This window comes from Roseovarius sp. PS-C2 (assembly GCF_018862045.1).
GTDB lineage: Bacteria > Pseudomonadota > Alphaproteobacteria > Rhodobacterales > Rhodobacteraceae > Roseovarius.
Map to the genome: position 1 here is coordinate 1 of NZ_JAHKSQ010000001.1, position 15,270 is coordinate 15,270.

Below are 15,270 nucleotides of genomic sequence, written 5' to 3' on the forward strand. Positions count from 1 at the left end.
GTTATCATCGGTCTTTGAACAACCTCAGACTACGAAGAAGCGCGGTGGCCGCCAGACCCGGCCGCGCGCTGCGCTACGCCAAAAGGCTCCGCGCGCGGCCTCTTACACCACCCCGTGGGACACTACCGTATGGCCATGGGGAGCGATCAAAGCTTTACCAATTTGTCGTGCAATTCAGTTGAGAGGCACCCGAAGAAGAGCAACCTGTCTCCGTGTAAAATCGACACCGCAAACCGTCCCAAAGAACGAACAGGGGGTGAACAGGGAATGTGGGAAACGGATTGGGAAAAGCGGAATTTTCGCTGATCGGGAAAACCGGCTAAGTCTTTGGTGCCCAAGGTGAGACTCGAACTCACACGGTATTGCTACCGGGGGATTTTGAATCCCCTGCGTCTACCATTCCGCCACTTGGGCCCGGATTGGGGTTGTATCCAAGCGATGCGCCCGCGTCCAGAGGGTCGAAGGCATTTTTATCCCGCGCGGGCTTGACCCCTCCGCCCCGCCATGATCAGAGGTCACACCCCAAGCGAACAAGGCTTCTCGCCCATGCTCAGACGGCTTTACGACTGGACGATCCGGATGGCGGACCATCCCCGCGCCCTTTGGGTGCTTGGCGGCGTGTCCTTCGTGGAAAGCTCGGTCTTTCCGATTCCACCCGACGTGCTGATGATTCCGATGATCCTCGCCCGGCCCTCGCGGGCGTGGCTGGTGGCACTGGTGGCGCTGGTCACCTCGGTTCTGGGCGGGCTTCTGGGCTATGCCATCGGGGCGCTGGCCTATGAAAGCATCGGGCAGCCGATCCTCGAATCCCTTGGCAAGGCCGACTCGATGGCCGAATTCAACACCCGCTTCAACGATTTCGGCTTCTGGGCGGTGCTGATCGCGGGCATGACCCCATTCCCCTACAAGGTGATCACCATCATGTCGGGCTGGACGGGCATGCCGCTGGCCACCTTCATCGCCACATCGATCCTTGCGCGGGGGCTGCGGTTTTTCATCGTCGCCGGGCTGTTGTGGAAATTCGGCACGCCGGTGCGCGATTTCATCGAACGCCGTCTGGGTCTGGTCACGATTGTGTTCATTGCACTTCTCTTCGGCGGGTTTTACGTGGTTCGCCATCTATAGGGGGAAACGATGAACGAAATCCTGACGCGCCGTATGCTGATCCTGATTGCCGCCGCGGGCTCTGCCGCGCTGATGCTGGGCGCGCTCGGGTTTCAATACATCGGCGGCATGCCCCCCTGCAAACTCTGCCTGTGGCAACGCTACCCGCATGTGGCCGCCATCCTGCTCGGGGCCGTGGCCCTGGCCCTACCCCGCGCCTCCCTCGCCCTGGCCGGGGCCGCCGCCACGCTGACCACCGCCGGGATCGCCTTCTATCACACCGGCGTCGAACGCGGCTGGTGGACCGGCCCGACCTCCTGCAGTTCCACCAGCCCCACCGGCCTCAGCACCGACGACCTGTTCGATCAGATCATGGCCGCCCCCGTCATTCGCTGCGACGAGGTGCCGTGGGAGATGTTCGGCCTGTCGATGGCAAGCTGGAACATGCTCGCCTCTCTCGCACTGGCGGCGATCTGGATCATGGCGGCGCGGCGCTGAACCCCGGTTTTGCGTCCCTGATGGACGCAAATTTCCGAACATCCCCCGATTTTCGTACAAAACCCGCGTACACTTCGTACAAAACGTACGAAACTCAGCCGCCCGATTTGCGGGTGTTCAGCAACAGGCTGGTTTCCGAGCTGGCGATCCCGTCGAATTTGCGGATTCGGGTCAGGGTTTCGTCCAGCGCCTCCAGCGTTTCGGTGCCGATTTCCACGATCAAATCCCACCGGCCATTCGTCGCATGAATCGCCCGCACGGCGCTCAACCCGTTGAGTTGCCTTGTAATTCTGTCCGTGCCGCGCCCCTCGATGCCGATCATCATCAGCCCGCGCACCGGATCGCGCGCCGCATCCCCCCGCAGCACCACGCTGAATCCCACGATCTCGCCCGATTGCTTCAACCGCTCGATCCGCCCCCGCACCGTGGTGCGCGACACCCCGAGCGTCAAAGCCAGGTCCGACAGCGAGGCGCGCGCATCGTGTCTGAGCGCCGAAATCAGTTTGCGATCCGTATCGTCCATTTCGGATTTATTACCCTTCGTTTCGATTATCCTACACCCGATTAGTGCAATTTGAGCGCTTCAAATCAACCCGTTTCGGAACAAAACTGATATTTCCTGACACCAACGGACGTATCTCATGACGCCTGAAACCTGCATCCTGATCGGTGCCCCCGTCGACAGCGGCAAGGCCCGCCGCGGCTGCCTGATGGGTCCCGACGCCTACCGCGTCGCCGGTCTGGCCGACGCCTTGACCACCCTCGGCCACACCGTCCAGGACCTCGGCAACCTCGCACCGTCCCCCGCCGACACCCCCGATGACCTGCCCGCCCATATCCACGCCCCGTCCGAAACCATCGGCTGGACGCAAACCCTTGCAAATGCTGCACAATCCGCGATGTCCGAGGGGCTGCCGATCTTTCTGGGAGGCGATCACAGCCTGTCGCTCGGCTCGGTCCTCGGGGTCGCCAACCACGCCGCCAGCATCGATAAACCGCAATTCGTGCTCTGGCTCGACGCCCATAGCGATTTTCACACGCCCAACAGCAGCAGTTCGGGCAATCTGCATGGAACGCCGCTGGCCTATGTCACTGGGGCCAAAGGGTTTTCCGGCTTCCCCGAGGTCACGAACCCGGTCCCCGAAAACCAGATCTGCATTCTCGGCCTGCGCTCGGTCGACGGCCCGGAACGCGACGCCTTGCAACGCTCGGCCATCCGCCGCCACGACATGCGCGAAATCGACGAGACAGGAATTGCCAAACCCCTTTCCGCTTTCCTGGACCGCGTGGCCGACATGGGCGGCGCGCTGCATGTCTCGCTCGACGTGGATTTCCTCGACCCCGCCGTTGCCCCCGCCGTCGGCACCACCGTCCCCGGCGGCGCCACCATCCGCGAGGCGCATCTGGTGATGGAGATGATCTGCGACAGCGGGCTGATGACATCCCTCGATCTGGTCGAACTCAATCCCTTTCTGGACGAACGCGGCCGCACGGCGCAGGTCATGGTCGATCTCGCGGCCTCGGCCCTTGGCCGCCGCGTCTTTGACCGCCCCACGCAAGCCTTTGGATAAAAAGGACAAAACCATGCCTCCTATCCCCCCTTCCGACAAGGCGCTGGTGCCCTTCGTCAGCGTCGAGAACATGATGAAACTCGTCCACCATATCGGGATCGAGCCGATGCTGCGCGGCCTCGCGGAGTATATCGAAGACGATTTCCGCCGCTGGGAATTGTTCGACAAGACCCCGCGCATCGCCAGCCATTCCGCCGAGGGCGTGATCGAACTGATGCCCACCTCGGATGGCGAGGTCTACGGTTTCAAATACGTCAACGGCCACCCCAAGAACACCAAGGAGGGGCTGCAAACCGTCACCGCCTTCGGCCTGCTGGCGAATGTGGGCAATGGCTATCCAGTGCTGTTGTCGGAAATGACGGTGCTGACCGCGCTGCGCACCGCCGCCACCTCGGCCATGGTGGCCAAACATCTTGCCCCCAAGGGCGCGGATACGATGGCGATGATCGGCAACGGCGCGCAATCGGAATTCCAAAGCCTCGCGATGAAGGCAATCTGCGGGCTGAAATCCGTGCGCCTGTGGGACATCGACCCGGCAGCCACGCACAAGGCCGCCCATAATCTCAAGGGCCTGGGGCTCGATGTTCATGTCTGCGACAGCGCCGAGGACGCGATGGAAGGCGCGCAGATCATCACCACCTGCACCGCCGACAAGCAATACGCCACGATCCTCAGCGACAACATGATCGGCAGCGGCGTGCATATAAACGCGATCGGCGGCGACTGCCCCGGCAAGACCGAACTGGCCCCCGGCGTCCTGCATCGCTCGGAGATTTTCGTGGAATATCCCGAACAAACCCGGATCGAAGGCGAGATTCAGCAACTCGCCCCCGATCATCCCGTCACGCAGATGTGGGAGGTGATCAACGGCACCAAGCCGGGCCGCACCAGCGCGGGCCAGATCACCCTGTTCGACAGCGTCGGTTTCGCCATCGAGGATTTCAGCGCCCTGCGCTATATCCGCGACCATATCGGCGGCACCGATCTGTATCTGGAGCTTGACCTGCTGGCCGACCCGGACGATCCGCGCGACCTGTTCGGCATGGTTCAGCGGGCGGCACCCTAAGCCGCCTGTTCGAGCAACGCGATCAAGTCGCCCCGTGACAGGTCGACCGGGTTGCCCTTCATGGAAGACGACACCTCCGCCGCCTCGGCCAGAGCCGCGTAATCGCTTGATTTCACGCCCATATCCGAAAGCCCCGGCAACCCGGCGCGTGCCGACCATTCGGCCAAGTGTTGCGGGGCGTCATCGGGGGCACAGTCCAGCGCAAGCGCGATCCAGCCCCGGATTTCCGCCAGCCGCGTCGCCAGGTCTCCCGTCGCGCCTTGTGCATTGCGCATCAGCACGAAGGGCAACAACCGCCCGCACACAGCCCCGTGCGGCGCGCCCGACAGCCCGCCAACCGGCCCGGCCAGCCCATGCACCGCTCCAAGCCCCGCATTGGCCAGCGCCAGACCTCCGCACAGGCTGACCCATGCCATTTCGTCCCGCGCCAGCGCATTCTCACTGTCGATCAGCGCCCGCAGCGCCGACAGCCCGCGCGGGATCGCATCGCGGCACAGCGCATCGGTCAGCGCATTGGCCTTGCGGCACACATAGGGCTCGATCACCTGCGTGATCGCATCCAGCCCGCTGGCCAGCGTCACCGCACGCGGCGCACCATCGGTCAGCGCGGGATCGACAATCGCCAGATCGGCCAGCATCCGGTTGTCCCGCAGGGACACCTTGCGCCCGGCCTGCGGCACGCCAATCACCGCATTCTTCGTGACCTCGGCCCCGGTGCCCGCCGTTGTCGGCAGCGCAACGAACGGCAAGGGCGCATGATCGAGCGGCAGGCCCTGCCCCACGACCTCGAGATGATCCAGCACCGGCCGCGTGGCGGGCACGAGCGCGGCAATCGCCTTGCCCGCGTCGATCACCGCACCACCGCCAAGCGCCACCACCACTTGCGCACCACCGGCACGCGCGGCCTCGACGCCCTGTTCGATCAAACCGATATCCGGCTCGGATGGGCAGGAAAATGCTGTCACCTCGCCCCCGGCCTGCGCAATCGCCTTTGCCAGCCAATCCGCCCGCCCCGCATTGGCCCCGTGAACCAGCAACACCTTGCGCCCAAAGCCAAGCACCGTATCGGCGGCGCCCTGCGCCTGCCCCCGGCCAAACCGGATTTCGCCAGCGGTCAAGAAATTGAATGCCGTGATGGTCATCGCGCGCCTCCTGTCCTGTGGACCGTTGTGACATGGACGCGCCCCGCACGGAACCTCCGGCCAAGAAAAAAGGGGCGTCCTGGGACGCCCCCTGAGGTTCACGAAATCAGGCTCACTCTTTATACCGCCCGGTTTCTGCCTGCGGCCTGATCCGCGTTCAGGGCGAGCGCACCCGCCCCGGAAAAGGATGGGTCGAAGCACATAGTCCGCCCCCACCCTGTCTCGTCGGGGCCGTGGGCGAGATACGCCCGGTGGCCCCTACGCACCCCCGGTCAGGGGGCACGATCCACTCAGCTACACCCGCTTGTTGCGCCGCAGGTGTTGCATTTCATGCAGGTGCCGTTACGCACCAGCGTATAGTTGCCGCATTCGCCGCAGGCCTCGCCCTCATAGCCCTGCATGCGGGCCTTGGTGCGGGCGTCCATGCTGACGCTGCCCGAGGCCACAGCCGTGGTCGTGGTCGAGGTGGCTGCAACCGTGGCAGTGGCCGTTTCCGGCACCAGCGTTTGCAGCGTCTCGACAGGGTCGCTGCCGCCACTCAGAGCCACCGCGCCGGATTGCCCGCCATTCAGCACAACCAGTTCCTGCGGCAGGCGCTTGCGCAGATAGCCCGTCGAACTGATCTGCTTGAGCACCTCCAGCGAGCGCGAGGCGGCGGCATCGCTCATCTCCGAGATATTGGAGACACCCTCTTCCTCGCCGCGGCCCAGATCGTCGAAGCTGGCGCCTTGCGGCTTCACATGGGCCAGGTCGGTGCGGTCCAGATAGCTGACGGCAAGTTCGCGGAAGATGTAATCGAGGATCGAGGTGGCGTTCTTGATGCTGTCATTGCCCTGCACCATGCCCGCCGGTTCGAACTTGGTGAAGGTAAAGGCATCGACGAACTCTTCCAGCGGCACGCCGTATTGCAGGCCCACCGACACGGCGATGGCGAAATTGTTCATCATCGCGCGGAACCCGGCACCTTCCTTGTGCATGTCGATGAAGATCTCGCCAAGGCTGCCGTCTTCGTATTCGCCAGTCCGCAGGTACACCTTGTGACCACCGACAATCGCCTTCTGGGTATAGCCCTTGCGCCGCTCCGGCATCTTGGTGCGCTGCGACTTGATGATTTCCTTGATCACGACCTTCTCGACGATCTTTTCGGCCAGAACGGCGGCCTTTTCCTGTGTCGAGCCGCTTTCCAGAATTTCGGCGGCCTCCTCGTCATCCTCGACAAGGCTGGCGGCCAGCGGTTGGCTGAGCTTGGAGCCGTCACGATAGAGCGCGTTCGCCTTCACCCCCAGGGACCAGCTGAGTTCATAGGCCTGCTGGCAATCCTCGATGGTGGCGTCGTTGGGCATGTTGATCGTTTTCGAGATCGCCCCCGAGATGAAGCTCTGCGCCGCCGCCATCATGTAGATATGGCTGTCCACGCTCAGGTAACGCTTGCCCTTCTTGCCACAGGGGTTGGCGCAATCGAAGATGTGGAAATGCTCGTCCTTCAGGTGCGGCGCACCCTCCAGCGTCATCGTCCCGCAAACATGGTCGTTGGCGGCTTCGATATCGGCCTTGGAATACCCGAGATGCGCCAGCATGTCGAAGGTCGGGTCGTTCAGCTTCTCCGCCGGGATACCCAGAACATTGGTGCAGAATTCTTCGCCCAGGGTCCACTGGTTGAACACGAAGCGGATGTCGAAGGCCGAACCGAGCGCGTTATCGACCTTTTCCAGTTCGTTGGGTCCGAACCCATGCCCCACCAGCGACGTGTGATTGATCCCCGGCGCGTTGCCGATGGTGCCGTGACCCACCGCATAGCTGACGACTTCCTCGATCTGGGCCGAGCCATAGCCCAGTTGCTCCAGCGCTGCGGGAACCGACTGGTTGATGATCTTGAAATAGCCGCCCCCGGCCAGTTTCTTGAACTTCACCAGGGCGAAATCCGGCTCGATGCCCGTCGTGTCACAATCCATCACGAGGCCGATCGTGCCGGTCGGCGCAATCACGGTGGCCTGCGCGTTGCGATAGCCGTGCTGCTCGCCCAGTTTCAGCGCCTCATCCCAGCTGGCCATCGCCAGATCGACCAGCCGCGCATCGGGGCAGTTTGCGAGGTCCAGAGGCACCGGCTTGACGGCCAGCCCTTCGTAGCCTTCGGTCGCGCCGTAGGCGGCATTGCGGTGGTTGCGGATGACGCGCAGCATGTGCTCGCGGTTGCGCCCATAGCCTGCGAATGCGCCCAGTTCCCCGGCCATTTCGGCGCTGGTGGCATAGGCGACACCCGTCATGATCGCCGTCAGCGCACCACACAGCGCGCGCCCCTCGGGCGAATCATAGCCGTGGCCCATGTTCATCAGCAGACCGCCGATATTGGCATAGCCCAGGCCGAGCGTGCGGAATTCATAGCTGAGCTGCGCGATCTCCTTCGACGGAAACTGCGCCATCATCACCGAGATTTCCAGCGTTACCGTCCACAACCGCGAGGCATGCACATAGCTATCCGCATCGAACTGGCCGTCCTTGTAGAACCGCAACAGGTTCATCGAGGCCAGGTTGCAGGCCGTATCGTCAAGGAACATGTATTCCGAACAGGGGTTCGAGCCACGGATTTCCCCGTCTTCCGGGCAGGTGTGCCAGGCATTGACGGTGTCGTGATACTGGATGCCCGGATCGGCGCAGGCCCATGCAGCATGGCCCACGTCTTCCCACAGGTCGCGCGCCTTGATGGTCCTGGCGACGCTGCCATCGGTGCGGTTGATCAGCGCCCAATCATCGTCGTTCTCGACCGCCTTGAGGAAGGCATCGGTCACGCGGATCGAATTGTTCGAGTTCTGCCCCGACACCGAGGCATAGGCCTCGGAATCCCAATCGGTATCGTAGGTCGGGAATTCAATGCTGTCATAGCCCTGCCGTGCGTAGTCCAGCACACGCTTGACGTAAGTTTCGGGGATCTGAACCCGCTTGGCCCCACGAATGGCCTCTTTCAGTTGCTCGTTCTTCTTGGGGTCGACCGCGTCTTCATTGCTGCCGTCCCTGGCCCGGATCGCGGCGAAGATTTCGTTCAGCTTCTGCTCGTGCATCTTCGAGCCGGCGACGATGCTGGCGACTTTCTGTTCTTCCTTCACCTTCCAGTTGATGAATTCCTGGATATCGGGGTGATCGGCGTCGCAGATCACCATCTTGGCGGCGCGCCGCGTGGTGCCGCCCGACTTGATCGCGCCCGCCGCGCGGTCGCCGATCTTGAGGAACCCCATCAGGCCCGAGGATTTGCCACCGCCCGACAGCGCCTCACCTTCGGCGCGCAGGCTGGAGAAGTTCGTGCCGGTGCCCGAACCGTATTTGAACAGGCGAGCCTCGCGCACCCACAGATCCATGATGCCACCATCGCCGACCAGATCGTCGCCGACCGACTGGATGAAGCACGCATGGGGCTGCGGGTGCTCATAGGCGCTGCTCGATTTGGTCAGGTCGCCCGTTTGGTAATCCACATAATAGTGCCCCTGGCTGGGGCCATCGATTCCATAGGCCCAATGCAGGCCGGTGTTGAACCATTGAGGAGAGTTCGGAGCGGCCATCTGATCGGCCAGCATGAAGCGCATTTCGTCGTAATAGGCGCGGGCATCCTCTTCGGTGCTGAAGTAACCGCCCTTCCAGCCCCAATAGGCCCATGCGCCTGCCAGACGGTTGAACACCTGTTTCGAACTCGTCTCACCGGCAAAACCCTTGTTGTTCTTGGCGGGAACCGAGCGCCACAGGAACTCGGGCACATCCTTTTCCTCGACGCGGGTCAGCTTCTGGGGCACGCCGGCCTTGCGAAAGTACTTCTGCGCGATCACGTCGCTGGCCACCTGGCTCCAGCTGGCGGGCACTTCGACGTTGTCCAGCTTGAAAACGGTCGTTCCGTCCGGATTGCGGATTTCCGAACTGGTGGTCACGAAATCCAACGCAGCGTAAGCGTCTTGCCCGGCTTTGGTGAACTTTCTTTCAATTTTCATGTTCTAGCTGCCCCATAATTCAGCGTTTTCACTTCACGAATGCCTGGCACGCGGCGCCTGACCGCCGCCGCGACCGACAAAACACCCCCGCCGTGATCGACAGATCGTCACGGTTCCACATGGCCCGGAATTCACCGGGTATGTTTTGGGGTTTGGTCCCTGATCCGCCGACGCGCACTATATGTTGTGGCTTTCCGACCGATAGACACAATCTGGCGTATTGCACGGCCTGCGGTCAACGGCTTTTTTGCGGAATTTTGCTGAAAAAAATGTTGACCTGAGCCGTTCGTGAAAATTGCCGGGCGCGGTGCGCGATTCATCCACAGACTGTACCGCCCCGCCAAAGCTCAGCCAAGAACGGGCATACCATCCCGGAAAGACGTTCCCACATAAGTGGTTAGCGCAATATTCTCATATGAAGCTTCAAGCGCGGGCCAGCCAAACCGGCTGGCGCGACTCATGCCGGAACGGAAATTATCCACCGGCTGACTGCAACATCTTGTGGATAAGATCTTGTCCGATCACTACGGAGAGTGTGTCGACAAAACCACTGGGTACAGGTCCTCCGCCGCCCGAAATCAGGGCGAATTGCCCATGATTTCCCCAAAACAGAGAAAATGCACCTCTATATCTTGTGACTTGGTCGGGGCGGCGAGATTCGAACTCACGACCCCCTGTACCCAAAACAGGTGCGCTACCAGACTGCGCTACGCCCCGAACCGGGGATGTGCATACTCGGCCCGCGCAGGATTGAAAACCCCTAACAGGGCCAGGCCGCCACTTGCGCGTCAATTGACGGGTGTTGCATCTGGCTACCCTCGGAAATTCCAAGCTGTCGCGCCAGCCCGCCATTGATTTCCAGCACATACTGTATGTCGCGCCCGCCCATGATCGGGCGCTCGTCATGCGGTTGCGCACGATGATGAACGCGACGCACCGTACCGGTACGGTCGGCAAAAATCATATCCAGTTCGATCAGGGTGTTCTTCATCCAGAACCCCACCGACCGGGGCGCCGGATACACAAACAGCATGCCCGCGCTTTTGGCCATCTGCTCACGATGCATCAGCCCCTGGGCGCGTTCCTCGGCATCATCGGCCACCTCGACGGTAAAACCGGCCTGGCCCCAGTCGCCGCGCAATGTCACGCGGTCGTCCCGGCATTCTCCGGCCAGCGCCGCAAAGACGGACGCCAGCCAGAAAAAACATGAGGCAAGCCCTAATCCGAGGACTTTTTCACAGCCATTTCCCATCCACACACCTCCGTGGCCATCCGGCCACGTTTACCCTCTATAACCCGAATGGCCAGTGCTTCGCCGGGCTGCAGATCCGCCAGCCCGGAACGCCGCAAGACTTCGACATGCACAAACACGTCCTCGTCCCGGCCAAAGGTGTTCGCAAAGCCAAACCCCTTGCCTTTATCGAACCATTTTACGCGTGCGGGCTCAAGGGGAGCCGAGCGGATAAGTTCCGGATCAATCTCGTCCAGATCGCTCAGGCCCGTACTTTCGCTGTCCTCAGGCGGCTCGATGCTGTGCACTTCAATCGCCTGAACACCGCGCTCGGTATCTTGCACGTCAATTTCCACCCCCGCCCGGTCGGCAACCGAACTCTGGCCGAAATTGCGCAACACATTTGCATGCAGAAGAATATCAGGACCGCCTTCATCGGCGACGACAAATCCAAACCCCTTTACCGGATCAAACCACTTAACGCGTCCCTTTACTCTGCGGATACGTTCATTTTCCTTGGTCACTTTGTTCCTACCTAAACAGTCTTCATCCCCACGAGACCAGATTTAGTCTTGCGCTATATCACCGCCCCGTTGCAAGCAAAAATTCCATTAATATTCAGGACTTTGCATTTTACGAAACGTGAATATCAAGGATTCAGACGCGATATTTCCCATTCATTTTCATATTCTTCACGGCGCCATACGAACCTGTCATGCAGTCTGAAAGCGCCATCTGCCCAGAATTCGATCTCAACCGGCTCGATTCTGAAACCTCCCCAAAAGGAGGGTCTCGGTGGGTTTGTGCCCTTCTGAGCGGTTACTTTCGCCACTTCCGCCATCAACGCCGTACGCGACGAAAGCGGTTGCGACTGCTTCGAGGCCCAGGCCCCGAGCCGACTCTTTAAAGAACGCGAGGCGAAATACTCGTCAGCCTCCGGGCCGTCCTCGCGGACGACCCTGCCCCGCACACGAAGCTGTCGCCGCAGGGACTTCCAGTGGAGCACGATCGCCGCCTTGCCGGCGTGTTCGAGCTCACGCCCCTTGGCGCTGCCGTAATTGGTGTAGAACCAGAACCCGTCGTCACTTATCTCTTTCAACAACACCATGCGTACATTCGGCAAGCCGGTTTCATCCACGGTCGACAGGGCCATCGCATTGGGATCGTTGATCTCGGTTTCGGTGGCGTCCGACAGCCAGCGGCGGGCAATCTCGAATGGATTGTCGCCCGCGAAGATACCGCTTCTGTCCGTCATGTCCGTGCCTTCCAACCTACCCAATACGAATGTGCGCCACGCGCCTATCCCGCCTCATTGACCGATGCAAGCCGGCAAGCCATTCTCCGCACACCATGCAGCGCTGACCGTATAAAACGCAAGAGGCTCGAAACAGGCTTTCCCTTGATGCCTCATGAGCGATCGCCTAAAGGATTTCGGAAGAAACACAGATGGGCCGAGGGCAAGAAATGTCAAATCAACTAATGGCGGGCAAGCGCGGTCTGATCATGGGCGTCGCAAACGACAAGTCGATCGCCTGGGGAATCGCCAAAGCCTGCGCCGATGCCGGGGCCGAACTGGCCTTTACCTACATGGGCGACGCGTTCAGGAAACGGGTTGCGCCGCTGGCCGAAACTCTTGGCGTCGAGCACATGTTCGATTGTGACGTATCCGATCCGGCCTCGATCGACACGGCGTTTGCCGAAATCGAAAAGGTCTGGGGCAGGGTCGACTTTCTGGTCCATGCAATCGGCTTTTCCGACAAGAACGAACTGCGCGGCCGCTACGTGGATACCAGCCGCGACAATTTCCTGATGACCATGGATATCAGCTGCTACAGCTTTACCGCCGTCATGCAGCGCGCCGAAAAACTGATGACCGACGGCGGCAGCGCTCTGACGCTCACCTATTACGGCGCCGAACAGGTGATGCCGCATTACAATGTCATGGGCGTCGCCAAGGCCGCACTCGAGGCGTCGGTCAAATACCTGGCCGAGGATCTGGGCAAGGACGGCATTCGCGTCAACGCGATTTCCGCCGGTCCGATCAAGACGCTGGCAGCCAGCGGGATCGGCGATTTCCGCTATATCCTGAAATGGAACGAACTGAACTCGCCGCTGCGCCGCAACGTCACCACCGAGGATGTGGGCAAATCCGCGCTGTATCTGCTGTCGGACCTTGGCAGCGGCGTGACCGGCGAAAACCTGCACGTGGATGCCGGGTATCATGTTGTCGGCATGAAGGCCGTCGACGCCCCCGACATCGACGCAACCTCCTGACGCCGGAGCCCGCCCCTTGGACGCAGCCGCGCTCATAGCTTTCAACCTCGCGGTCCTCGGCGCGCTGGCTTCGCCCGGCCCCGCGGTGGTGGCGATGCTGCGCGCGGCACTGTCCGGCGGGCGCAAGATGGGGCTGGCCTGCGGCATCGGGCTGGCGTTTGGCGCCGTCAGCTGGAGCGCACTGGCCGTTCTGGGCCTGACCGCGCTGTTCGCCGTGGCCCCGTGGGCCTTTCTTGCGCTGAAGCTCTGTGGCGCCGCCTATCTGATCTGGCTGGCGGTGTCGCTGTGGCGTAACGCCAGCACCTCGGCCGATGCGACGCCCCCGCGCGGCGTAAATGGCTTCCGGCTGGGCTTGTTGACGAACTGGGCCAATCCCAAGGCCGTGGTTTTCATCGCGGCCATTTTCACCACCGTATTCCCGGCCATGCCCACCGGGGCCGAGGCGCTGTTGGTTCTGGTCAATCACCTGATGCTGGAAATCCTGTTCTATGCCGTGCTGACACTGGGCCTGACTATCCCCGCCATTCAGCACGCCTATCTGAAATTCAAAGCCGTGTTCGACCGGGCGGCCGCCGCCGTTCTGGGGGTCATGGCGTTGCGCGTCGCCACCTGAGCGTGCCAAACCACCCTGTGCCAGACCGAAAGGACCACCCGATGACCGACCGCCTGCCCCATGAAAAAGGCTTTCACGTCAGCTGGGACCAACTGCACCGCGATGCCCGCGCCCTCGCCTGGCGTCTCCAGGACACCAGCCCCAAGGACGGCTGGCGCGCCGTGGTCGCCATCACCCGCGGCGGCATGGCCCCGGCGATGATCGTCGCGCGCGAACTGGACATTCGCGCCGTCGATACGATCAGCGTGAAATCCTACAACCATCAGGCCCAGTCCGAGCCGCGCGTCATCAAGTCCCCCGATATCGACCTGGTCGGAGATGGCGAAGGCGTGCTGATCGTCGACGATCTGGTCGACACCGGCAAAACGCTCGAAGTGGTGCGCGCCCTCTTGCCCAAGGCGCATGTGGCCACGGTCTATGCCAAGCCGATGGGCCGCGAGATGGTCAATACCTTCGTGACCGAGGTCAGCCAGGACACCTGGATATTCTTCCCGTGGGACATGGCCCTGCAATATGTCGAGCCCTATCGCGGGACCTGACCACAGACGCGCCAAGGAGACCGGGATGAACACCATGCCTCGCACCGCCAGAACCTTTTCGCCCCCGGTAATGGAGGCGCGCCGCTGGCTGGGGGGCGTGGATTTCCCACCCGAGTGCCCGCTGATCAATGTCAGTCAGGCCGCCCCGGTCGATCCGCCGCCCGAGCCCCTGCGCCAGGTCATCGCCGAGGCCGCCCTGCGCGATCCGCAAGCCCATCTCTATGGCCCGGTTCTGGGCCGTCCCGACCTGCGCGACGAGGTGGCGAGCCAATGGTCAACGGCCTATGGCGGCACGTTGGACGGGCACAATGTGGCCATCACCTCGGGCTGCAATCAGGCATTCTGCGCCGCCATCGCCACGCTCTGCACCGATGGAGACGAGGTGATCCTGCCGACGCCATGGTACTTCAACCACAAGATGTGGCTCGATATGTCGGGGGTCCAGGCCACACCCCTGCCCGCCGGGGCCGAATTGCTGCCCGACCCCGACGAGGCCGCGCGCCTGATCACCGAGCGCACCCGCGCCATCGTGCTGGTCACCCCCAACAACCCCGGCGGGGTGGAATACCCCGCCGATCTGGTGCTGGCCTTCTACCGGCTGGCGCAAGAGCGCGGCATCGCCCTGATCGTCGATGAAACCTATCGCGATTTCGATGCCCGCCCCGGCGCGCCGCACGCGTTGTTTGCCGATCCCGACTGGGACAAGACCCTGATTCAGCTTTATTCCTTCTCCAAGGCCTACCGCCTGACCGGGCATCGCGTCGGCGCCATCGTGACCAGCCCCGCGCGGCTGGCCGAGGTCGAGAAATTCCTCGATACAGTCACCATCTGCCCCAATCAGCTGGGCCAGATTGCGGCGCTTTGGGGGATGCGCAACCTGTCGCAATGGCTGGCCGGCGAACGGGCCGAAATTCTGGATCGCCGCGCAGCGATCCACGACAACATGCCGGACCTGGCCGCGCAGGGCTGGCGTCTGATGGGCTGTGGCGCCTATTTCGCCTATCTGCGCCATCCCTTCGCCATGCCCTCGAACGACCTTGCCCCGGCACTGGTGCGCGAGGCGGGTGTCCTACTGTTGCCCGGCACCATGTTCCAGCCCGCAAACAGCCCCGCTGGCGCGCGCGAGGTCCGCATCGCCTTTGCCAATGTCGACCGCGACGGGATCACCGCCCTGTTCCGGCGCCTGGCCGGTCCGGGCTGGCCTCTTGCCCCTGCCCCGGACAGCGCGTAGACAGTCCCGACTATTGATTTCAACGCCGTC

14 protein-coding genes and 2 tRNA genes are annotated in these 15,270 nt (G+C 62.2%); 8 read left to right on the forward strand and 8 right to left on the reverse strand.

All coding sequences use genetic code 11. From position 1 onward, the window contains the following. Window positions 1-328 precede the first annotated feature (328 nt). Window positions 329-414: transfer RNA gene (locus KPG71_RS00005), tRNA-Leu, on the reverse strand. 132 nt (window positions 415-546) lie between these two features. Between KPG71_RS00005 and KPG71_RS00010 the strand changes: the two genes are divergently transcribed. Together KPG71_RS00010 and KPG71_RS00015 are read left to right on the forward strand one after the other, a co-directional pair. Next, entirely contained in the window at window positions 547-1,125 is a 579-nt protein-coding gene (locus KPG71_RS00010; RefSeq protein WP_216335819.1) for a YqaA family protein, read from the forward strand. 9 nt (window positions 1,126-1,134) lie between these two features. Further along, window positions 1,135-1,602: a disulfide bond formation protein B gene (locus KPG71_RS00015; RefSeq protein ID WP_216335820.1), complete on the forward strand. Its 468-nt coding sequence runs from the start codon at window positions 1,135-1,137 to the stop codon at window positions 1,600-1,602. Window positions 1,603-1,696: 94 nt separating this feature from the next. On the opposite strand, the gene KPG71_RS00020 is transcribed toward KPG71_RS00015, so the two are convergent. Then, the gene (locus tag KPG71_RS00020; RefSeq protein WP_216335821.1) at window positions 1,697-2,125 is read right to left on the reverse strand and encodes an Lrp/AsnC family transcriptional regulator; all 429 of its coding nucleotides are present in this window, start codon (window positions 2,123-2,125) and stop codon (window positions 1,697-1,699) included. A 118-nt stretch (window positions 2,126-2,243) separates the two neighbouring features. Here KPG71_RS00020 and rocF point away from each other — a divergent pair, with 118 nt between their 5' ends. Further along, window positions 2,244-3,173, forward strand: a complete 930-nt coding sequence (gene rocF / locus KPG71_RS00025; protein ID WP_216335822.1) for an arginase — start codon at window positions 2,244-2,246, stop codon at window positions 3,171-3,173. Between the two features lie 13 nt (window positions 3,174-3,186). Next, a complete protein-coding gene (locus KPG71_RS00030; RefSeq protein ID WP_216335823.1) occupies window positions 3,187-4,239 on the forward strand; it encodes an ornithine cyclodeaminase in 1,053 nt (350 codons plus the stop codon). Here the strand turns inward: KPG71_RS00030 and KPG71_RS00035 are convergent. The 6 genes from KPG71_RS00035 to pdxH form a co-directional block, all read right to left on the reverse strand. Continuing rightward, a complete protein-coding gene (locus KPG71_RS00035) occupies window positions 4,236-5,381 on the reverse strand; it encodes an iron-containing alcohol dehydrogenase (protein ID WP_216335824.1) in 1,146 nt (381 codons plus the stop codon). The genes KPG71_RS00030 and KPG71_RS00035 overlap by 4 nt on opposite strands. A gap of 290 nt (window positions 5,382-5,671) precedes the next feature. Then, window positions 5,672-9,352 carry a vitamin B12-dependent ribonucleotide reductase gene (locus KPG71_RS00040; protein WP_216335825.1) on the reverse strand — a complete coding sequence of 1,227 codons (3,681 nt, stop codon included), beginning with the start codon at window positions 9,350-9,352 and terminating at the stop codon, window positions 5,672-5,674. Between the two features lie 640 nt (window positions 9,353-9,992). Then, window positions 9,993-10,069, reverse strand: a tRNA-Pro gene (locus KPG71_RS00045). Window positions 10,070-10,112: 43 nt separating this feature from the next. Further along, window positions 10,113-10,499 carry a DUF192 domain-containing protein gene (locus tag KPG71_RS00050; RefSeq protein ID WP_367397287.1) on the reverse strand — a complete coding sequence of 129 codons (387 nt, stop codon included), beginning with the start codon at window positions 10,497-10,499 and terminating at the stop codon, window positions 10,113-10,115. A 71-nt stretch (window positions 10,500-10,570) separates the two neighbouring features. Beyond that, on the reverse strand, window positions 10,571-11,107 hold the full coding sequence (locus tag KPG71_RS00055) for a cold-shock protein (protein WP_073032169.1): 537 nt from the start codon (window positions 11,105-11,107) through the stop codon (window positions 10,571-10,573). A 125-nt stretch (window positions 11,108-11,232) separates the two neighbouring features. Then, window positions 11,233-11,838: a pyridoxamine 5'-phosphate oxidase gene (pdxH, locus tag KPG71_RS00060; RefSeq protein ID WP_216335827.1), complete on the reverse strand. Its 606-nt coding sequence runs from the start codon at window positions 11,836-11,838 to the stop codon at window positions 11,233-11,235. A gap of 209 nt (window positions 11,839-12,047) precedes the next feature. Here pdxH and fabI point away from each other — a divergent pair, with 209 nt between their 5' ends. Genes fabI through KPG71_RS00080 form a run of 4 tightly spaced genes read left to right on the forward strand, consistent with a single transcriptional unit; the run spans window position 12,048 to window position 15,240 of the window. Further along, window positions 12,048-12,857 (forward strand): enoyl-ACP reductase FabI, encoded by an 810-nt coding sequence (gene fabI, locus KPG71_RS00065; RefSeq protein ID WP_216335830.1) that lies wholly within the window; start codon window positions 12,048-12,050, stop codon window positions 12,855-12,857. 16 nt (window positions 12,858-12,873) lie between these two features. Next, complete coding sequence (locus KPG71_RS00070; RefSeq protein ID WP_216335832.1) at window positions 12,874-13,470, forward strand: LysE family translocator; 597 nt, start codon at window positions 12,874-12,876, stop codon at window positions 13,468-13,470. Window positions 13,471-13,511: 41 nt separating this feature from the next. Then, window positions 13,512-14,009, forward strand: coding sequence for a xanthine phosphoribosyltransferase (gpt, locus tag KPG71_RS00075; RefSeq protein WP_216335834.1), 498 nt, complete (start codon window positions 13,512-13,514; stop codon window positions 14,007-14,009). A gap of 25 nt (window positions 14,010-14,034) precedes the next feature. Then, window positions 14,035-15,240, forward strand: coding sequence for an aminotransferase (locus tag KPG71_RS00080; protein WP_216335836.1), 1,206 nt, complete (start codon window positions 14,035-14,037; stop codon window positions 15,238-15,240). Window positions 15,241-15,270 lie beyond the last annotated feature (30 nt).